This is a genomic window from Streptomyces sp. NPDC013317 (genome assembly GCF_055563155.1).
This window is the reverse complement of record NZ_JBVHDX010000002.1, coordinates 730,326-749,353: the sequence shown is the minus strand read 5'-3', so window position 1 is coordinate 749,353 and position 19,028 is coordinate 730,326. Positions and strand designations below refer to the sequence as shown.

Sequence of the window (19,028 nt, the reverse complement as noted above, 5' to 3'; positions counted from 1 at the left end):
CCTTGCGCTTACCAGCCAGTAAAAACCGTGGGTAACCCCACTTCCAGGAGGCGCAATGAGGCGCACCAGGTACAGACTCCGTTGGGCGATCGCGGCCTCGGCCGCGGCCGCCGCGGTCCTCGGAGCGACGGGGGCCGCCGCCCCCGCCGGCGCGGCCCCGAGCACACCCCCGGCGGCGGTCTCCGCCGTACCGCTGCCGCCCGAGCTCGAAGCCGTCCGGGCCGCCGAGGCGACCAGGATCTACGGCAGCCCCGAGGAGCGCCCGCTCGCGCAGCGCAAGAGCGGCCTGATCTCGCTCGGCGACAGCGAGATCTCCGGCGAGGGCGTCGGCACGTACGAACCGCCCACCAACGGACCGAGCAACTGGTGCCACCGCTCGCCCGAAGCCGCCATCCACCGCACCGGGATCCCCGCGGACCTCACGTTCAACGTGTCCTGCTCCGGTGCCTACAGCGGCAACATCAGGATCGGCGGCTCGAAGCAGTACGCCGACGAGCTGGTCCAGAGCGACAACCTGGCCGTCAAGGCCCGCAACACCCGGATCAAGATGGTCCTGCTCGTGGCCGGAGCCAACGACGACCTCCAGTTCGGGCCCGTCATGACCGACTGCGTCACCCGCTACCTCACGTTCCAGGGCGCGTGCGAGCCGAAGTACGCTCCCGGCTGGCAGGCCCGCGTCGACGCCCTCGTCCCCAAGGTCGAGCAGACGGTGCGCGACCTCAGGACCGTGATGCGCGACGCCGGCTACGCCGACGGCGACTACAAGCTCGTCGTCATGGGCTACCCGAGCCCCATCGGCCCCGACTTCCCCGACAATCCGAACTTCCCCGGCAAGCTCGTCTGCGGCGGCCTGGGCTACGACTCCGACACGGTCTGGGGCCGCAACACCGCCGTGCCCGCCTTCGAGCGCGGCATGCGCAGGGCGGCGGCGAACACCGGCGCGACCTACCTCGACAACTCGCGGCTCTTCCACGGCCACGAGGTGTGCATGGAGGACACCTGGGCCCGCGGTCTGTACATCGACCTCTCCAAGCCCGGCACCCCCGACGAGAACTCGCTCCGGCAGTCCTTCCACCCGAACGCGAGCGGTCACCGCGCCTTCGCGTCGTGCCTCACGCAGCTCTACGACTCCGGTCTCCGCGAGGCCGGCTGCGCGGACGTCAACTCCAGCGGGACGCCGACCCTCTTCCCGTACGCCTGGGACGACGTCTACCGGCCGCTGAAGAACCAGGCCACCGGCAACTGCGCGGACGTCGACGCGGCCACGTCCAGGAACGGCACCGCCGTGCTCGGCTGGGACTGCCACGGCGGCCGCAACCAGGGCTGGTGGTACGACCCCGCCCGGCAGACCCTCCACACGGAACTGACCCAGGACCGCTGCCTGGACGTGCCGGGCGCCCGCTACCGCGCGGGCGAGGCGCTGATCGTCTGGAACTGCTCGGGCGCCGCGAACCAGAGGTTCGTACGCGACGGGGCCACCATCAGGCCCGCGGCCGCGACCGGGCTCTGCCTGACGCAGGCCGCCGCGAAGCAGCCGCTGCGGCTGCAGAACTGCGACGGCTCGGCGAACCAGCGGTTCGCGTAGCGCCGAACCCACGACGCCGTGGCCCCCGTCCGGTGCGGGACGGGGGCCACGGTCACGCCTGAGGGGAATCCTGCCGTCAGAGGGCCTTGAGGCTGGTCCGGGCCAGCTCGTACGCCGGAAGCATCTCCCGGTGCTCCTCGGTGTCGAGCCCGCCGAGGTGGACGATGACCGTCCCCTTCGGCGCGGCGACGGCGAAGGCCCGCTCCTCCTTCGACTCCTCCATGAGCTCGTTGTAGACGGTGTACGTCACCTCGACGGCCGGCAGCGCGCCCGCCCTGGTCTCCTTGTAGGTGACCTTCGAGGTGTTCTCCTCCGCCTTCACGAACCCTTCGAGCGCGGTACGGGCCGCGCCCTTGTCCGCCGTCCAGACCCGCAGATAACCGATGTTGCCGGCCGGCTTCGCGTCGATCTCGCAGGTCATCGTCGCCGGACCCCGCACGGCGAGCGCGGCGAAAAGCTCGTCGTCGGTGGCCTCGACGGCCTTCGGCCTCCAGCCGGCGGCCAGACCGAAGGAGACCGGCAGCGCACAGGCGGACCCGGAGGCCCCTACGGACGCCGAGGCCTCGGCGGCCTTGGCGTCCGCGCCGGAACCGGCCGCCGCGGTGGTGGTGGGCGTCGTGACGGGCGGCGCGGTGCCGACGGGTTTCGCCGTGGTGCCACAGCCGGTCAGCGCGCCGACGGCCGTGAGAACGGCCAGCGCCGGCCCCATGACCCGTATCGGATGTCTCATGCGCGCAGGCTATCCGGGACGTCCCGGGCACCCCTCGCGGTTTTTCACCGACCGTCCCGCAGGACGTCCACGTAGTGCTGGTTCTGCATGACGCCCAGGACGTTCCCGAAGGGGTCGGTCACCGAGGCCGTGACGAAACCCGGGCCGCGGGGCGTGAGCGGCTCGTACTCCTTCGCCCCCAGGGACAGCAGCCGGTCGAGCGTCGCACGCACGTCGTCCACGTGCCAGTACACGATCGCGCCGCCGGCCTCGCCGGTCGCCGAAGCCGCCGGCGCGTAGGCGCGGTCGATCAGCCCGAGCTCGTGCTGGTAGTCGCCGATACGGAACTCCGCGTACCCGGGGCGCTCGAAGTACGGCTCCAGGCCGAGCAGTTCCGTGTACCAGGCCTTCGCGGCGGTCAGGTCGTCGGCCCAGAAGCTGACCGTGGTGAGCCCTCGCAGCATGGTGTTCCCCTCTCCTCGTCCGATGTCGTCACCGTAGGGGTCAAGTAGGACTGATTACGTCCTACTTGACCCCCGGAGAGGAAACGCCGCGAGGCGCGGCGGGTCAGACCGGGCCCGGGCCGCGGACCGGGATGTGGGTGAACGTCGGCTCCGGGGCCGGGTTCTGGAAGAAGTCGTTGCCCTTGTCGTCGACGACGATGAACGCCGGGAAGTCCTCGACCTCGATCTTCCAGACCGCCTCCATGCCGAGCTCCTCGTACTCGACGACCTCGACCTTCTTGATGCAGTCCTGCGCGAGGCGGGCCGCCGGGCCGCCGATGGAGCCCAGGTAGAAGCCGCCGTGGCTGCCGCACGCGTCCGTGACCTGCTTCGAGCGGTTGCCCTTGGCCAGCATGACCTTGGAGCCGCCCGCCGCCTGGAACTGCTCGACGTAACTGTCCATCCGGCCGGCCGTCGTCGGGCCGAAGGAGCCGGAGGCGTAGCCCTCGGGGGTCTTCGCCGGGCCCGCGTAGTAGACCGGGTGGTCCTTCAGGTACTGCGGCATCTCCTCGCCCGCGTCGAGCCGCTCCTTGATCTTGGCGTGCGCGATGTCGCGCGCCACGACCAGCGGGCCGGTGAGCGAGAGCCTGGTCTTGACCGGGTACTTCGTCAGCTCGGCGAGGATCTCGTCCATCGGCTGGTTCAGGTCGATCTTCACCACGTCGGAGGCCTCGTCGAGATGCTCGTCCGTCGTCTCCGGCAGGAAGCGCGCCGGGTCGGTCTCCAGCTGCTCCAGGAAGACGCCCTCGGCGGTGATCTTCGCGACGGCCTGGCGGTCCGCCGAGCACGACACGGCGATCGCGACGGGCAGCGAGGCGCCATGGCGCGGCAGCCGGACGACACGGACGTCGTGGCAGAAGTACTTGCCGCCGAACTGCGCGCCGATGCCGATCTTCTGCGTGAGCTCGAAGACCTTCTCCTCCAGCTCCTTGTCCCGGAAGCCGTGGCCGGTCTCGGCCGAGCCCTCGGTGGGCAGCTCGTCCAGGTAGTGCGCGGAGGCGTACTTCGCGGTCTTCAGCGCGAACTCGGCGGAGGTGCCGCCGACGACGATCGCCAGGTGGTACGGCGGGCAGGCGGCCGTGCCGAGCGAACGGATCTTCTCCTCCAGGAACTTCATCATGCTCGCCTCGTTGAGCACGGCCTTCGTCTCCTGGTAGAGGAAGGACTTGTTGGCGGAGCCGCCGCCCTTGGCCATGAAGAGGAACTTGTACGCGCCGCCGTCGGTCGCGTAGAGCTCGATCTGCGCGGGCAGGTTCGAGCCGGTGTTCTTCTCCTCCCACATGGTGACCGGGGCCATCTGCGAGTACCGCAGGTTGAGCTTGGTGTACGCGTCGTAGATGCCCTTGGACAGGGCCTCCTCGTCGAGGCCGGAGGTCAGCACGTTCTGGCCGCGCTTGCCCATGACGATCGCCGTGCCGGTGTCCTGGCACATCGGGAGGACGCCGGCGGCGGCGATGTTCGCGTTCTTGAGGAGGTCGAGCGCGACGAACTTGTCGTTGCTCGACGCCTCCGGGTCGTCGATGATCCGGCGCAGCTGGGCGAGGTGTGCCGGGCGCAGGTAGTGCTGGATGTCGTGGATCGCCTCGGCGGCGAGCGTGCGGAGCGCCTCCGGCTCGACCTTGAGGAACGTACGGCCGTCGGCCTCGAAGGTGGAGACACCTTCGGCGGTCACCAGGCGGTAGGGCGTGGTGTCCTCTCCCAGGGGGAGCAGATCGGAGTACGAAAACTCTGGCATGACGGCAGCCATTCCTCACTCGGCAGACAGCGGCGCCACCTCCGTTGGCGGCGCCTCCTCCAGCGTAGAGCGCGGCCGGGGGGCCGATCCTGTGAGGTAAGGCTCAGTTAGGGCCTGCCCTCCGGCAGCGGGGTGCGGTGGAGGGAGATCAACAGCCGCCAGGTGCGGTCGGCGATCTGGTCGGGGGAGGCCTCGATCAGGCCGTGCACCCAGTCCGCGAGCAGCCCTCCGAAGGCCGCCGCGACCGCGGAGGCGACGAGGTCGGGCTCGGGGGCCCCGGCCAGTTCCCGCTCGCGCCGGCTGTACGCGCGCAGCTCGCGGTGGAGCAGCTCGCCGAGCGGCCCGCCACCGCCCGGCCGCAGCAGGCCGCGGTAGAGCGGCGCCCGGGGAGCGACGTCGGCGAAGAAGGCGGCGAGGGCGGGCGGCGGGGCGGCGGGGTCGGGCGTGCCGCGCCAGGCGTGGAGCGCCTCGACCGCGTCCCGTACGACATCGGCGCAGGCGTCGACGGCGAGGGCCTGGAGGTCGGGGTAGTGCAGGTAGAACGTGGCCCTGCCGACGCCCGCCCTGCGGACGAGCGCGGCGACGCCGACCTCGTCGAGGGGGCGCTCGGCGCACTCCTCCCAGAGCGCGGCGCGGAGCCTGGCGCGGGTACGGGCGGCGCGGGGGTCGGTGGCACCGGGGCCGGCGGCGCGGGAGTCGGCGGCACCGGGAGCACCGGGGCCGGGAGCACCGGGGCCGGGAGCACCGGGGCCGGCGGGGGCGGCGGCTGAGGCGGTCATCCCGCCCACAGTACGGCGGCGAGGGCGAGGGTCCCGGGCAGCGCCTGGGCGAGGAGGATCCGGCGGTTCGCGGTGAGGCCGCCGTACACCCCGGCGATCACCACGCAGGAGAGGAAGAACACCTGGACCTGGTGTCCGGTGGGGTCGCCGGCGATCAGGCCCCAGACCAGACCGGCCGCCAGGAAGCCGTTGTAGAGGCCCTGATTGGCGGCGAGGGGCGCGGTCGCGCGGGCCATGGGGGCGTCGAAACCGGAGAGTCCGCGGCCCGGGCGACGCTCCCAGAGGAACATCTCCAGAACGAGGATGTAGGCGTGCAGGGCGGCGACAAGGCCGACGGCGACGTTCGCGATGATGGACATGTGTCCAGGATAGCTGGACAGGTGTCCATTAGCGTGCCCGAGGCGGTCGGGTGTGGTGGCCGGGGTGTTCTGTTCGAGGCGTCCGGTCGTGCCCACTAGTCGCGATCTATCGCGTTTCGCTAGGGTGGGGTCGTGGACCTCGAAAAGCAGCCTCAGAAGCCGGTCGCCCCCGCCGAGCCCGCCCCTGCCCCGGCCGTTCCCGCCGCCGCTCCGGGGGACTCTCTGCGCGCCTCGGACGCCGACCGGGACCGGATCGCGGACATCCTCAGGGACGCGCTGGCCGAGGGGCGGATCGACGCGGAGGAGCACTCCGAGCGGATCGACGCCGTCTACCGGGCGAAGACCGTGGGCGAGCTGGAGCCGATCGTCCGCGACCTCCCCGCGGGGAACCGCGCCCGCCGGGAGCCCGACCCGGCGTACGAGTACGGCCCCGACGACACGGCGGGTCCCGCCGACAACCTGATCGCCGTCTTCTCCAGCACCACCCGCAAGGGCCGCTGGCGCGTGGGCCGCAGGACCAACGCCTTCGCGCTCTTCGGCAACATCGAGATCGACCTGACCGAGGCGCTCTTCGCCCAGCGGCTGACCACCGTCAACGCCACCTCGATCTTCGGCAACGTCGAGGTGCGGGTCCCGGAGAACATCAGCCTCCGGGGCAACGGCACCGGGATCTTCGGCAATTTCGAGGTCGTGACCCTGGAGGCCGCCGACCCGCAGGCCCCGGTGGTCGTGATCAACGGCTACTCGCTCTTCGGCAACGTCGAGGCCAAGCCCAAGCGCGGCAAGTGGATCACGGATCTCCAGAACCACGTCCAGGACAAGCTGCGCAAGCACCTCGGCCACTGATCGCCGGTCCCGTTCCACCTCTCCTGGCGCGCCGGGCCGATCCCCCCGCCTGACCAGGGGTGACGGAGTGACCGGATTCCGCCCCTCGGATTCCGCACTCCGGAACTCGGCGGCACGCAGTGCATAGGCGCGCGTACAGCGGGTAGGGCTGCTGCATCGTCTCTCGCTCGCGAAGCCGTCGTCAGGAGTAGACCGTGCTGCAACTGCCGCATCAGCCCCTCCAGGTCGCCGCCGCCCCGCCCCAGCGTGCCCCCGCTCGGGAGGACGAGGCCGGTCCCTGGCACACGGAGGCGGTGTGCCGCCGGGACGAAGCCGGACTGTTCTTCGCCCCGTCCAAGGAGCCGACCGCCTCGCGGCTCTCCCGCGAGGAGGCCGCCAAGCGGGTCTGTGCCCGCTGCCCCGTCATGGTCGAGTGCCGGGAGCACGCGCTGCTCCAGCCCGAGCCGTACGGCGTGTGGGGCGGGCTCACCGCGGCCGAGCGCCGCGTCGTGCTCGCCCGGCGCAGGCGGCGCGAGGTGGAGCTCAAGAAGGCGTCGCCCGGCCCGATCGCCGCGGCCGGCTGACGGGCCCCGAGCGCTCGTCGACGTCGGCCGTACGTACGGCAAGGGGCGCCCCCACCGCACATGGGGGCGCCCCTTGCCGTACCGCGGCGCCCGCTACGGGGCGCCTGTCGCGGTCCGGGTCACTTGGCCCGGTCGAAGTCGATCTTGCTGTACGCGCGGAGCTTCGAGAGCCGGTGCGTGGAGTCGATCTGGCGGATCGTGCCGGACTTCGAGCGCATCACCAGCGATGACGTGGTCGCGGTCTCCGAGCGGTAGCGGACGCCGCGCAGCAGCTCGCCGTCCGTGATGCCGGTGGCGACGAAGAACACGTTCTCGCCGCTGACCAGGTCGTTCGTGGAGAGCACGCGGTCCAGGTCGTGGCCCGCGTCGATCGCCTTCTGGCGCTCGGCCTCGTCCTTGGGCCACAGCTTGCCCTGGATGACACCGCCCAGGCACTTTATGGCGCAGGCGGAGATGATGCCCTCGGGCGTGCCGCCGATGCCGAGGAGCAGGTCCACGCCGGTGCCCTCGCGGACGGCCATGATCGAGCCGGCGACGTCGCCGTCGGTGATGAACTTGATCCGGGCGCCGGTCTCGCGGATCTCCTTGACGATGCCCTCGTGGCGGGGGCGGTCCAGGATGACGACCGTGACGTCCTCGGGGGCCATGCTCTTGGCCTTGGCGACACGGCGGATGTTGACCGAGACGGGTGCGTTGATGTCGACGAAGTCGGCGGCCTCGGGGCCGGTGACCAGCTTGTCCATGTAGAAGACCGCGGACGGGTCGAACATGGTGCCGCGGTCGGCGGCGGCCAGGACGGCGATCGCGTTCGGCATGCCCTTGGCGTTGAGCGTGGTGCCGTCGATCGGGTCCACGGCGATGTCCACCTCGGCGCCGGTGCCGTCGCCGACCCGCTCGCCGTTGAACAGCATCGGGGCTTCGTCCTTCTCGCCCTCGCCGATGACGACGACGCCGTTCATCGAGACGGTGGAGATCAGCGTCCGCATCGCGTTCACCGCGGCGCCGTCCGCACCGATCTTGTCGCCGCGGCCGACCCAGCGGCCGGCGGCCATGGCGGCGGCCTCCGTGACGCGGACCAGCTCCAGGGCGAGGTTGCGGTCGGGGGCCTCGGGAGAGACCTCCAGCTCGGACGGCAGGGAGTGCTCGGTCATCGGAGCGCACCTTTCTGTACGGCGACGGCCGGAAAAAAGAGGGTGCTGCGACTCTATCGGTACGTCGACAAATTGAGCAGAGGGGCCCACGTATGAGCACAACACCATGATGCGACCATGGTGGGCGTGGCAGGTATGCGAGGCAGGCAGACGGTACGCGGGATGATCCAGTCCCTTGCGGTGATCATGGTCGCCGCGGGCGTGATGTATCTCTTCATCCCGCACGACGAGGACGCGGACCCGGTCAAGGCGAAGGACTACCGGGTCGAGCTGGTGACGGCGCAGCGGGCGGCACCGTACGCGGTGCTGGCCCCCGAAGGCCTCGGGGAGGGGTGGAAGGCGACCGTGGTCTCGTACAAGCGCGAGCAGCACGACGCCTGGAAGCTCGGCTTCCTCGACCCGGACGCGCAGTACGTGGCGATCCACCAGTCGACGGAGGAGCCCGACAAGTACGTTCCCGACGTCACGCAGAAGGCCGAGGACTCCGGGAAGACCCAGACGGTCGCCGGTCAGGTCTGGCAGCGCTGGGAGGGGCCGAAGTACGACGCCCTGGTCCGTACGGACGGCGGCGCGACGACGGTCGTGACCGGGACGGCCTCGTTCGAGCGGCTGGCCGAGATGGCGGGCGCCCTGCAGTCGAAGAAGGTCTAGACGCGGTACGCGTGACGTGCGTGAGAAAGCCCCCGGACTCCACGAGTCCGGGGGCTTTCTCATGTCCGAGGTGATCGGACGGCGTTGATCAGGCGGCGTTGATCAGACGGTGGTGACGACCTCGTCGAAGGGGAGGCGCGGGGAGCGCGGGAACCAGGCGTCCTCGCCCGGCTTGCCGATGTTGACGACCATCAGCGGGGTGTGGTCGTCGTCCAGGAACTCCTTCTGGAGGCCCGCGAAGTCGAGACCGGTCATCGGGCCGGCGGCCAGGCCGGCGGCGCGGACGCCGACGATGAAGTACGCGGCCTGGAGGGCGGCGTTCAGCAGGGCCGAGCCCTCGCGGGCCGGGCGCTCGGCGAAGAACATGTCCTTGGCCTGCGGGAAGTGCGGCAGCAGGGTCGGGAGCTCGTGGTGGAACTCGTTGTCGGCGGAGAGGATCGCGACCAGCGGCGCGGTGCGGGTCTTCTCCTGGTTGCCCTCGGCCATGTGCTTCACCAGGCGCTCGCGGGCCTCGGCGGAGCGGACCAGCGTGATGCGCAGCGGGGTCTGGTTGAAGGCGGTGGGGCCGTACTTGACCAGGTCGTAGATCGCCTGGACCTGCTCGTCGGTCACCGGCTCGTCGGCGAAGGTGTTGGCGGTGCGGGCCTCACGGAAAAGGAGGTCCTGGGCGGCGGGGTCAAGGGCGAGGGACATGCGCGTACCTTCCGGGCAAAGGGGTTCAAGCGATGCCCTCACCGTACGACGGAGATTGGTTAACTTTCAACCAAATAACCGGATAGTGATCCGGTTCACATCGTGACCCCCGGCGGGGCCCCTATTCGGAGCGGTCCGCGTCTTCGGCCTCGTCGCCGTCGTCGGGCGTGGACATCGCGGCGTCGAGGCGGGCTCGTGCGCCTTCGAGCCAACGCCGGCACACCTTCGCCAATTCCTCGCCACGCTCCCAGAGCGCGAGCGACTCCTCCAGCGTCGTCCCGCCCGTCTCCAGACGACGAACGACCTCGATCAACTCGTCGCGTGCCTGCTCGTATCCGAGCGCCTCTTCCGTGGTGGCTGCCATGACGACCACCCTAAGCGCCGGGTCCGACAGCGCGCCGCACCGTGAACTCGCCCGCCACGACCCGTGCCCGCAGCTCCTCGTCCACCGCGACCTCCTCCGGAGACCGCACGACCGTCCCGTCCGCCTTCTGCAGCACGGCGTACCCGCGCTCCATCGTCGCGGCGGGCGACAGCGCGCGGACGCGGGCCCGGGTGTGCGAGAGCTCGGAGTCGGCCCGGTCCAGCAGATGCCCGAGCGTCCGGCGGCTGCGGGCGAGCAGCGCGTCGAGCTCGTCCTCGCGCTGCTCCACCATCCGCTGCGGATGTTCCATGACCGGCCGCGCGAGCGCGTGCGCGAGGCCGCGCTCCTCCCGGTCGAGCAGCCCGCGCACGGTCCGCAGAGCCCGGTCCCGCAGGCCCTGGACCCGGTCGAGCTCCTCGCCGACGTCCGGTACCACCTTCTTGGCGGCGTCGGTCGGCGTCGAGGCGCGCAAGTCGGCGACGAGGTCGAGCAGCGGCGAGTCCGGTTCGTGCCCGATCGCCGAGACCACGGGGGTACGGCAGTCGGCGACGGTACGGATCAACTGCTCGTCCGAGAACGGCAGCAGGTCCTCGACGCTGCCGCCGCCCCGGGCCACGATGATCACGTCCACGCCCTCGTGCGCGTCCAGCTCCTTCACGGCCTGGACTACCTGCGGCACGGCCTTCACGCCCTGGACCGCCACGTTCCGCACCTCGAAGCGGACGGCCGGCCAGCGGCGGCGCGCGTTCTCCAGGACGTCCCGCTCGGCGGCCGAGGCGCGGCCGACGACCAGGCCGACGAGCTGGGGGAGGAAGGGCAGCGGCTTCTTGCGGTCGAGCGCGAAGAGCCCCTCGGCGCCCAGGCTCCGCTTGAGCTGCTCCAGGCGGGCCAGGAGCTCCCCGATCCCGACGGGCTTGATCTCCACCGCCCGCAGCGACAGCTGCCCGCGCGGCGCGTACCACTCGGGCTTGGCGTGCACGACGACGCGGGCGCCCTCGGAGACGATGTCGGCGACGGCGTCGAAGACCTGGCGGTAGCAGGTCACGCCGATGGAGATGTCGTACGACGGATCGCGCAGCGTCAGGAAGACGACCCCGGCACCGGGCCGCCGCGACAACTGCGTGATCTGCCCCTCGACCCAGACGGCCCCGAGCCGGTCGATCCACCCCCCGATCAACCGGGAGACCTCTCCGACGGGCAGCGGCGCTTCGGCGGACGTGTTGAGACCCATGCGCCGAGCGTAGTGGCGGCCACGGACATCCCGGAGCCGGTCGCCGAACCGGGGGCGGAAGGTAGGCGGCGGCCTGCCCGCCCACAGGCCTGCCCGCCCACAGGCCTGCCCGCCCACAGGCCTGCCCGCCCACAGGCGCGCCCCGGGGCCCCTTCAGGCCCTACGGGTCGCGCCCTGGACCGCCAGGACCGCCAGACCCACGCACAGCCAGATCGCGCCGACCACCTGAGCCGTCGCCGACGCCTCGACGATCACCGCGACCAGGATCGCCGCCCCCACCACCGGCATCGCCACGTGCCGCAGCCAGTGCGGCGGCCCCTCCATCCGCCGTACCGCGAACCACCCCACCACGCTCGCGTGCAGCAGCACGAACGCCGTCAGCGCCCCGACGTCGACCACCGACACCAGGTGGTCGAGGCCGTCGTCCCGGTCGGCCGCCCAGACCGCCGCCGCCATCGTCACCGTCGCCGCCACCAGCAGGGCCACCCGCGGCACGCCTCCGTCGGTACGGGCGAGCAGTCGCGGGAGGCGCCGTTCACGAGCCATGGCGAAGAGGAGCCGCCCCGCCGCCGCCTGCCCCGCCAACGCCGCGAACGCCGCGCCGATCGCCTTCGACGCCGCCACCAGGTCGTGCAGCCACGTCCCCACGGACACGTCCACCGCGTCGTAGAAGGCCGAACCCTGCTTCGCCGGATCCGCGGCGAGCTCCGCCGACGAGACCGGCTCCAGGAGCGCCACCAGATACGTCTGCCCCACGAACAGCGCACCGGCGAGGACCAGACAGAACAGCACCGCCCGTGCCACCTTCTCCGAGCCCCCGGTGACCTCCTCCGCGAACGAGGCGATCGCGTCGAACCCCAGGTACGAGAGCACGGCCACCGACACCGCGCCGATCACCGCCGCCAACGAGAACGTCGCGTCCCCGGCCAGCGGCGACCACCAGTCGCGCCGCGCCCCGTCCCGTACGAGTACGACCACCGCCGACACCACGAAGACCAGCAGCACCACGATCTCCATCACCAGCACCGCGAAACCGACCCGTGCCGCCGCCCGCACCCCCCACAGGTTCAGCAGCGTCGTCACGACCACCGCGATCGCCGTCCACACCCACCGGTCCACCTCCGGGACCAGCGCCTCCATCGCGATGCCGGCGAAGAGGTACGCCACGGCCGGGATCAGCAGGTAGTCGAGCATCGCCATCCACCCCGCGACGAACCCCGGCCCCTCACCCAGGGCCTTGCGGGCGTACGTGAAGACGGAGCCCGCGAAGGGGGCGACCCGCACCATCTGCGCGTAACTGAAAGCGGTGAACGCCATCGCGACCGTGGCGACGACGTACACCAGCGCCACCGCGCCGCCGGACTTCGCGTCCAGCGTGCCGAACACCCCCACGGGCGCCATGGGCGCGATGAAGAGCAGCCCGTAGACGACAAGGTCGCGGAACCCCAGGCTCCGCCGCAGTCCGGTGTGCGTCGCCACCTGAGCTTCCTCGGCCATGCGCCCCAGTCTCGGCCACGTTCTCGATCACCCGCCGCACCGACATGGCCGTAGCCGGCCGTGGTATCACGCGGCCTTACGATGGGACGCATGACTGCTACGCCCGCGTCGACGCCCGAGAACGCGACCACGACGAACCGCCCGAAGCGTGTCCTGCTCGCCGCTCCCCGCGGCTACTGCGCGGGTGTGGACCGTGCCGTGATCGCCGTGGAGAAGGCGCTGGAGCAGTACGGCGCGCCGATCTACGTGCGCCACGAGATCGTGCACAACAAGTACGTCGTACAGACCCTGGAGCGGAAGGGCGCGATCTTCGTCGACCAGGCGACCGAGGTCCCGGCCGGCAACATCGTGATGTTCTCCGCCCACGGCGTCGCCCCGACCGTGCACGAGGAGGCCCGCGAGGGCCGTCTGAAGACCATCGACGCCACCTGCCCGCTGGTCACGAAGGTGCACAAGGAGGCCGTGCGGTTCGCCAAGGAGGACTTCGACATCCTCCTGATCGGCCACGAGGGCCACGAGGAGGTCATCGGCACCTCCGGCGAGGCCCCCGACCACATCCAGCTCGTCGACGGCCCGGAGGACGTGGCCAAGGTCGAGGTCCGCGACCCCGACCGGGTCGTCTGGCTCTCGCAGACCACGCTCTCCGTGGACGAGACGATGGAGACGGTCGACGCGCTGAAGGAGAAGTTCCCGAACCTGATCTCCCCGCCGTCCGACGACATCTGCTACGCCACGCAGAACCGTCAGCTGGCCATCAAGGAGCTCGCGGGCCAGGCGGAGCTGGTGATCGTCGTCGGCTCGAAGAACTCCTCGAACTCGATCCGTATGGTCGAGGTCGCCAAGCAGGCGGGCGTGCCGGCCGCGTACCTGGTCGACTTCGCGAGCGAGATCGACGAGGCCTGGCTGGAGGGCGTCACCTCGGTCGGCCTGTCGTCGGGCGCCTCGGTCCCGGACGTCCTCGTCCAGGAGGTCCTGGAGTGGCTCTCCGAGCGCGGCTACGCGGACGTGGAGATCGTCAAGACGGCCGACGAGTCGCTGACCTTCTCGCTGCCGAAGGAGCTCCGCAACAAGGACCTTCGGGCCGAGGCGGCCGAGCTCGGCAAGGAGTAGCGACACCCCTCCGGGGAGTGGCGTACAAGGAGTAACTCCCGGCCGCAGCCCTTACGGTGGGGTTCATGAACGTCTTCGGAGTGGACATCGGCGGCTCGGGCATCAAGGGCGCTCCCGTCGACCTGGAGCGCGGAGAGCTGGCCGAGCCCCGCCACAAGGTACTGACCCCGCATCCCGCCACACCCGACGGTGTGGCGGGATGTGTCGTCGAGGTCGTGGAGAACTTCGGCTGGACGGGCCCGGTCGGGGTGACCTTCCCCGGCGTGGTCACCGGCTCGACGATCCGCACGGCCGCCAACGTCGACAAGCGCTGGATCGGCGTCGACGCGGGCAAGCTGCTCAGCGAGCGGCTCGGCGGCCACGAGGTGACGGTCCTGAACGACGCGGACGCGGCCGGCGTCGCCGAGATGACCTTCGGCGCGGGCCGGGGCCGTACGGGCACGGTGATCCTGCTGACGCTCGGTACGGGCATCGGCTCGGCGCTCTTCGTCGACGGCCGGCTCGTCCCGAACACGGAGCTGGGCCATCTGGAGCTGAAGGGCCACGACGCGGAGAAGCGGGCGTCGACGAAGGCCAAGGAGGACGAGGACCTCAGCTGGGAGCACTGGGCGACGCGGCGCGTGCAGAAGTACCTGGCGCACGTGGAGATGCTCTTCTCGCCGGAGCTGTTCATCATCGGCGGCGGAGTGAGCCGGAAGGCGGACAAGTTCCTGCCGCTGATCGAGGGCATCAGGGCGGAGATCGTCCCGGCGGAGCTGCAGAACAACGCGGGAATCGTGGGCGCGGCGATGGCGGCGCGGGGGTAGGCGGCGCGCTGCTAGGCGGGGCGGGGGTAGGCGGCGCGGGCGTGGCCGCGCGCTGGTAGGCGCGGCGGGGCAGGGGGCGCGGAGGCAGCGGACGCGACACGGAGCGCGCGTGTGGCGCCGCACCGAGCCGCACCGAGCCGGCCCAGGCAGCACCGGCCCCGCCGCGAGCCCAGGACGCGACAGCGCGCGCAGCGCCAGGGCCACACTCGGGCCCACCGCGTCGGCCCAGGCCGCGCGCCAGCCGCGCCGCGAGCCCAGAACGCGACAGCGCACACAGCGCCAGGGCCGCACTCGGGCCCAGCGCGTCGGCCCACCACACCCGCCCACTGCGCCGGCCGCCGCGCAGGCCCACCGCGTCGGGTCCACGGAGCGGGCCCACCGCGCCGGGTCTACGGAGCGGGCCGCCTCTGCGGGGCGGCAGGCCTCGCGGTGGCGCGCTGGCGGCGCCCCATGTCGCGTACCTTCCGGACGCTGGTGATCAGTCCGGCGACGAGCGTGCCTCCGTACAGCCATCCGGCCTGCACGGCGAGCGCCGTGACGACGGCCATCGCCTGGCCGCCGAAGCCGCCGCTGCCGCCCGAGATGGGCACGACCCCGACGGCGAAGGCGATGGGCACGCTGATCGGGGCGGTGACCAGGTCGGCGGTACGGACCCAGAGCGCGGTCAGGGCGCTGACCGGCAGGAACAGCAGGCCGTAGGCGAGCGGGGAGCCGTCCAGGATCAGCCAGTCGAGGAATCCGAGCACCAGCATGGTGGCGGAGGCGAAGAGCCCGGCCCCGAGGCCGGTCAGCCGCGGATTGGGCAGCCGGCGCAGGGCGAGGACGACGGGTGCCACGGGCGGTGCGGGCCGTCGTTCGGGCGCGGTGGCCCGCTCGACGCGGCCCCGGCCCGGGCGGCCCGGGCGGGCGGCGACGCGATAGACGGCGGCGCCCTCCACGAGCGCGCCGGGCGGCGTGAGAGGGGTTTGCGGCCGTCGGCGGCCTTGCGGCTGACTTGTCCTTTGCTGCTCCACTACACCAACGTAGGTCGGGAAGGCCCGGGGGAGCGGCACAGGACACGCCCTTTGGGTGACGTTGCCGTAGAGAACGGCCGAAGGTCGGCGTCACAGGCCGGTTCGGACCGCCCGTAAACTGGGGGATCGGCCCCACCACCGCACCCCATTCGCACCCCCATCCGTACTCCAGGAAGTCGCCACCGTGTCGCTCACGATCGGAATCGTCGGTCTGCCGAATGTCGGCAAGTCGACCCTGTTCAACGCCCTGACCAAGAACGACGTCCTGGCGGCCAACTACCCGTTCGCCACGATCGAGCCGAACGTCGGCGTCGTCGGTGTCCCCGACGCCCGTCTGACGAAGCTGGCGGAGATCTTCGCCTCGCAGCGGATCCTGCCGGCGACGGTCGACTTCGTGGACATCGCGGGCATCGTCCGCGGCGCGAGCGAGGGTGAGGGCCTCGGCAACAAGTTCCTGGCGAACATCCGCGAGTCGGACGCGATCTGCCAGGTCATCCGCGCCTTCAAGGACGAGAACGTCGTGCACGTCGACGGCAAGGTCTCGCCGAAGGACGACATCGAGACGATCAACACCGAGCTGATCCTCGCGGACCTGCAGACGATCGAGAAGGTCCTGCCGCGTCTGGCGAAGGAGGCCCGGATCAAGAAGGACGTGGCCCCCAAGGTCGCGGCGGTCGAGGCGGCGAAGGAGATCCTGGAGCGCGGCGACACGCTCTTCTCGCAGGGCATCCTGCAGGGCTCGGAGAAGGCGGAGCTCCTGCACGACCTGCACCTCCTGACGACCAAGCCCTTCCTCTACGTCTTCAACGTGGACGAGGACGAGCTGACGGACGACGCCTTCAAGGCGGAGCAGCGCGCGCTGGTCGCCCCGGCCGAGGCGATCTTCCTCAACGCCAAGCTGGAGCAGGACCTCGCCGAGCTGGACGAGGAGGACGCCATGGAGCTCCTCCAGTCCGTCGGCGCCGAGGAGCCGGGCCTGGCGATCCTGGCCCGCGTCGGCTTCGACACCCTGGGCCTCCAGACGTACCTGACGGCCGGCCCGAAGGAATCCCGCGCCTGGACGATCAAGAAGGGCGCGACGGCCCCCGAGGCGGCCGGCGTGATCCACACGGATTTCCAGAAGGGCTTCATCAAGGCCGAGGTCATCTCCTTCGCCGACCTCGTGGAGACCGGCTCGGTCGCCGAAGCCCGCGCGGCGGGCAAGGCCCGCATGGAGGGCAAGGAGTACGTGATGCAGGACGGCGACGTGGTGGAGTTCCGCTTCAACGTCTGAGGCGCCCAAACGAAAGGCCGTCCGACCTGCGATGGAGCGGGTCGGGCGGCCTTCGTGGTCCGCACAGAGTCCGCAGCGTGCCGACTTCGGTCGGCGCGCGGGAGGGCGGCCACGCCGCTTCGTCGAACTGTGGCCGGGCATCGGCGGACTTCAGGCGGTCGGAGTCCGGCGGCTGCGGCTACGGCCGGGTCCAGCCGTTGGCGAACTCGCAGGTCAGGTCTGTCCATTGGCGCTGTTCGGCGGGGGTGTAGCTGGGGTAGCCGAGGCGTCCGATGCCCGTGACCCACTCGTCCCAGAGGCCGTCGGGCTCCGTGAAGCGATCGGCGTGGCGGGTACCGAGGAGGGCGTCGATTCGGAGGAGGGCGCCCAGGGCGGCGGGCTGGTCGTAGTGGAGGTCGGTGCGGGGCAGGTAGCGGTCGAGGTAGGCGGTGAGGATCTCGGCGTCCGCGTGTGTACCGAAGCGAGCCAGGGCGAAGCAGTAGGCGCCGCCGGAGAAGCAGACCTCGCTGGCCAGGAGCAGGTCGCCGATCCGTGCTCGGAACCGTTCGCGGCGGTCGACGCCGATCAGCCAGCCGGCGGTGAGGCGTGCCCGCCATTCGTACCCGAGGAGGGCTTCCAGTTCCTCGTCGTCGATCGCGGCGGCGTCGGCGATCAGGTGCCGGGTAAAGCGTGTGGTGTGCCACCACCGGGGGCCCAGGAACCGCCCGCCGTTCAGTACGAGATAGCGCGGGAGGCCGCCGTACATCCTCGTCACGTAGCTCTCGACCACATGGCCGTAGCCGACTTCCTCGGGGTGCTGGGACGGCATCGGTCACCTTTCCAGGTAGAGGTCGGTACGGTCGATCCAGGTGGGGGCGACGAAGAAGTTGCCGCCAGTGGGACTTTCGGAGGCTTCCAGTAGGACCAGGCGCGGGACTCCTCGACCAGATGTTCCCAAGGCGCGGTCCAGTCGAGTTCCCAGTCCAGGCCGGTGCCGGAGATGCCGTACGTGCGGCCGGCGTCCACGCGCCAGAACTGGGAGTAGAGGATCACCTGGGCGTGGTCGGCGAGGTCGTTGATGATCTCGGTGAAGTGGGCCGAGGGCCAGGCGTCGTCCGCCGCGGTGGTTCGTAGCCGTGCGGTGAGCGGTGGGACGACGGGGGTGCGGGCGCCGAGTTCGGTCAGGGCCCAGCGGATGCCTTCCGGCTCGCTCCAGTCCGGTGGCGTCGCCCGCTCCAGGCAGGCGCGGTAGGCGCGGCGCAGGGGCTCGACGGCGCCGTCGATCTTCAGGCTCGCCAGGGCCATGGCCGCCCACGCGCGGACGGTCGAGTTGTGGCTGTCCAGCAGGCTGATGAGGGCTGGGCCGCAGCGGCGATCGCCCACCTCCTCGAGTACCTCGATGGCGGTCAGCTGACCGAAGCCGCCGAGGGAAGACAGGCCGTCGATGATGGCCGGTATGGCGTCGGCGCCGATCCAGATCAGCTCTGCGCGGGCGTCGTACGACTCGTCGGCCTTGCCGTCGAGCTGCCGGACGAGTGTCTTGATGTGGGAGGTCATGACGCGGAGTGGTCCCGGCGCGAGAAGGTGGGAAGCCACCAGCAGAGCACCGAGCGGTCCTCCGGCCATGGGATGCGGTCCTGTGCCTCCCACTCTTCGAAGGAGTCGACGCGGAAGTCGATCGGACGCCATGCCGGATCGAGCGACTCGCCCGCTGCCCGGAAGTCGCACGAAGCATCTACCGGGTTCATCGCAGGCGCCGAAGTCCTGGTAGTTGCGCTGGGCCTCGATCAGGGAGACCTTGTTCGCCCCGCCTGCCCTGGCCGGCCGGCGGAACTGGACCCCGTCGTCCTCCCAGAAGCAGACGGGACAGATCTCGTACGAGCCGGACATGGCGTCGAGTACGCGGTGCCCGCAGCAGGGACAGGGATAGCGGTCGCTCACCTGCGCAGTCTCGTTGCCCAGGGCCGGCCGGTGCGCCCTCGAAGGAAACGTCGAGGACGCGCGCGCCGTCCTCGCCAACATCGACAAGGCCGGCGGCCCTCCGAGCGAAGCGAACTGACCCCGGGGCGGGGGGGGGGGGGGGGGGGGGGGGGGGGGGGGGGGGGGGGGGGGGGGGGGGGGGGGGGGGGGGGGGGGGGGGGGGGGGGGGGGGGGGGGGCGGCGGGGGGGGCGGGGCGGTAC

General features: G+C 71.2%; 20 protein-coding genes and 1 pseudogene. 7 read left to right on the top strand and 14 right to left on the bottom strand.

The window, feature by feature from the left end:
- The first annotated feature begins 55 nt into the window (after positions 1-55).
- Positions 56-1,585: a ricin-type beta-trefoil lectin domain protein gene (locus ACZ3IJ_RS08140; protein ID WP_467466822.1), complete on the top strand. Its 1,530-nt coding sequence runs from the start codon at positions 56-58 to the stop codon at positions 1,583-1,585.
- A gap of 76 nt (positions 1,586-1,661) precedes the next feature.
- Here ACZ3IJ_RS08140 and ACZ3IJ_RS08135 read toward each other — a convergent pair whose 3' ends face one another.
- The 5 genes from ACZ3IJ_RS08135 to ACZ3IJ_RS08115 all read right to left on the bottom strand — a co-directional run bounded on the left by ACZ3IJ_RS08135 (position 1,662) and on the right by ACZ3IJ_RS08115 (position 5,670).
- Positions 1,662-2,315 carry a lipoprotein gene (locus ACZ3IJ_RS08135; RefSeq protein ID WP_467466821.1) on the bottom strand — a complete coding sequence of 218 codons (654 nt, stop codon included), beginning with the start codon at positions 2,313-2,315 and terminating at the stop codon, positions 1,662-1,664.
- Positions 2,316-2,359: 44 nt separating this feature from the next.
- The gene (locus ACZ3IJ_RS08130; RefSeq protein ID WP_467466820.1) at positions 2,360-2,758 is read right to left on the bottom strand and encodes a VOC family protein; all 399 of its coding nucleotides are present in this window, start codon (positions 2,756-2,758) and stop codon (positions 2,360-2,362) included.
- A gap of 103 nt (positions 2,759-2,861) precedes the next feature.
- Complete coding sequence (locus ACZ3IJ_RS08125; RefSeq protein ID WP_467466819.1) at positions 2,862-4,532, bottom strand: fumarate hydratase; 1,671 nt, start codon at positions 4,530-4,532, stop codon at positions 2,862-2,864.
- Between the two features lie 107 nt (positions 4,533-4,639).
- Positions 4,640-5,311 (bottom strand): TetR/AcrR family transcriptional regulator, encoded by a 672-nt coding sequence (locus ACZ3IJ_RS08120; RefSeq protein ID WP_467466818.1) that lies wholly within the window; start codon positions 5,309-5,311, stop codon positions 4,640-4,642.
- Positions 5,308-5,670 carry a DUF1304 domain-containing protein gene (locus ACZ3IJ_RS08115; protein WP_391798704.1) on the bottom strand — a complete coding sequence of 121 codons (363 nt, stop codon included), beginning with the start codon at positions 5,668-5,670 and terminating at the stop codon, positions 5,308-5,310. Before ACZ3IJ_RS08115 ends, ACZ3IJ_RS08120 begins: the two co-directional genes overlap by 4 nt.
- A gap of 132 nt (positions 5,671-5,802) precedes the next feature.
- Here ACZ3IJ_RS08115 and ACZ3IJ_RS08110 point away from each other — a divergent pair, with 132 nt between their 5' ends.
- Both ACZ3IJ_RS08110 and ACZ3IJ_RS08105 read left to right on the top strand, forming a co-directional pair.
- Entirely contained in the window at positions 5,803-6,516 is a 714-nt protein-coding gene (locus ACZ3IJ_RS08110) for a DUF1707 SHOCT-like domain-containing protein (protein WP_467466817.1), read from the top strand.
- 194 nt (positions 6,517-6,710) lie between these two features.
- Positions 6,711-7,079: a WhiB family transcriptional regulator gene (locus tag ACZ3IJ_RS08105; RefSeq protein WP_391798702.1), complete on the top strand. Its 369-nt coding sequence runs from the start codon at positions 6,711-6,713 to the stop codon at positions 7,077-7,079.
- A 119-nt stretch (positions 7,080-7,198) separates the two neighbouring features.
- On the opposite strand, the gene glpX is transcribed toward ACZ3IJ_RS08105, so the two are convergent.
- Positions 7,199-8,230 (bottom strand): class II fructose-bisphosphatase, encoded by a 1,032-nt coding sequence (gene glpX / locus ACZ3IJ_RS08100; RefSeq protein ID WP_391798701.1) that lies wholly within the window; start codon positions 8,228-8,230, stop codon positions 7,199-7,201.
- A gap of 117 nt (positions 8,231-8,347) precedes the next feature.
- On the opposite strand from glpX, the gene ACZ3IJ_RS08095 reads away from it, so the two are divergent.
- Positions 8,348-8,881 carry a DUF4245 domain-containing protein gene (locus tag ACZ3IJ_RS08095; RefSeq protein ID WP_467466815.1) on the top strand — a complete coding sequence of 178 codons (534 nt, stop codon included), beginning with the start codon at positions 8,348-8,350 and terminating at the stop codon, positions 8,879-8,881.
- A 102-nt stretch (positions 8,882-8,983) separates the two neighbouring features.
- Here the strand turns inward: ACZ3IJ_RS08095 and ACZ3IJ_RS08090 are convergent, their stop codons facing one another.
- From ACZ3IJ_RS08090 to ACZ3IJ_RS08075, 4 genes are all read right to left on the bottom strand, one after another.
- Positions 8,984-9,574, bottom strand: coding sequence for a malonic semialdehyde reductase (locus tag ACZ3IJ_RS08090; protein ID WP_467466813.1), 591 nt, complete (start codon positions 9,572-9,574; stop codon positions 8,984-8,986).
- Positions 9,575-9,695: 121 nt separating this feature from the next.
- Positions 9,696-9,938 (bottom strand): exodeoxyribonuclease VII small subunit, encoded by a 243-nt coding sequence (locus tag ACZ3IJ_RS08085; protein WP_391798698.1) that lies wholly within the window; start codon positions 9,936-9,938, stop codon positions 9,696-9,698.
- Positions 9,939-9,948: 10 nt separating this feature from the next.
- Positions 9,949-11,169: an exodeoxyribonuclease VII large subunit gene (gene xseA, locus ACZ3IJ_RS08080; RefSeq protein WP_391798697.1), complete on the bottom strand. Its 1,221-nt coding sequence runs from the start codon at positions 11,167-11,169 to the stop codon at positions 9,949-9,951.
- 153 nt (positions 11,170-11,322) lie between these two features.
- Positions 11,323-12,666: an APC family permease gene (locus ACZ3IJ_RS08075; RefSeq protein WP_467466812.1), complete on the bottom strand. Its 1,344-nt coding sequence runs from the start codon at positions 12,664-12,666 to the stop codon at positions 11,323-11,325.
- A gap of 81 nt (positions 12,667-12,747) precedes the next feature.
- On the opposite strand from ACZ3IJ_RS08075, the gene ACZ3IJ_RS08070 reads away from it, so the two are divergent.
- Complete coding sequence (locus ACZ3IJ_RS08070) at positions 12,748-13,776, top strand: 4-hydroxy-3-methylbut-2-enyl diphosphate reductase (RefSeq protein WP_467466811.1); 1,029 nt, start codon at positions 12,748-12,750, stop codon at positions 13,774-13,776.
- Between the two features lie 65 nt (positions 13,777-13,841).
- Positions 13,842-14,582 carry a polyphosphate--glucose phosphotransferase gene (ppgK, locus tag ACZ3IJ_RS08065; protein ID WP_467466810.1) on the top strand — a complete coding sequence of 247 codons (741 nt, stop codon included), beginning with the start codon at positions 13,842-13,844 and terminating at the stop codon, positions 14,580-14,582.
- Between the two features lie 389 nt (positions 14,583-14,971).
- Here the strand turns inward: ppgK and ACZ3IJ_RS08060 are convergent, their stop codons facing one another.
- On the bottom strand, positions 14,972-15,595 hold the full coding sequence (locus ACZ3IJ_RS08060) for a DUF6542 domain-containing protein (RefSeq protein ID WP_467466809.1): 624 nt from the start codon (positions 15,593-15,595) through the stop codon (positions 14,972-14,974).
- Positions 15,596-15,779: 184 nt separating this feature from the next.
- Between ACZ3IJ_RS08060 and ychF the strand changes: the two genes are divergently transcribed.
- The gene (gene ychF, locus ACZ3IJ_RS08055) at positions 15,780-16,868 is read left to right on the top strand and encodes a redox-regulated ATPase YchF (RefSeq protein WP_391798692.1); all 1,089 of its coding nucleotides are present in this window, start codon (positions 15,780-15,782) and stop codon (positions 16,866-16,868) included.
- A 178-nt stretch (positions 16,869-17,046) separates the two neighbouring features.
- On the opposite strand, the gene ACZ3IJ_RS08050 is transcribed toward ychF, so the two are convergent.
- The 3 genes and pseudogenes from ACZ3IJ_RS08050 to ACZ3IJ_RS08040 all read right to left on the bottom strand — a co-directional run.
- Positions 17,047-17,676 carry a DUF6000 family protein gene (locus tag ACZ3IJ_RS08050; protein ID WP_467466808.1) on the bottom strand — a complete coding sequence of 210 codons (630 nt, stop codon included), beginning with the start codon at positions 17,674-17,676 and terminating at the stop codon, positions 17,047-17,049.
- Positions 17,619-18,404 (bottom strand): HEAT repeat domain-containing protein, encoded by a 786-nt coding sequence (locus tag ACZ3IJ_RS08045; protein WP_467466964.1) that lies wholly within the window; start codon positions 18,402-18,404, stop codon positions 17,619-17,621. The genes ACZ3IJ_RS08050 and ACZ3IJ_RS08045 overlap by 58 nt, the downstream gene beginning before the upstream one ends.
- 219 nt (positions 18,405-18,623) lie before the next feature.
- Positions 18,624-18,737: pseudogene (locus ACZ3IJ_RS08040) on the bottom strand (CPCC family cysteine-rich protein); the annotation flags it as partial.
- Positions 18,738-19,028: the final 291 nt, after the last annotated feature.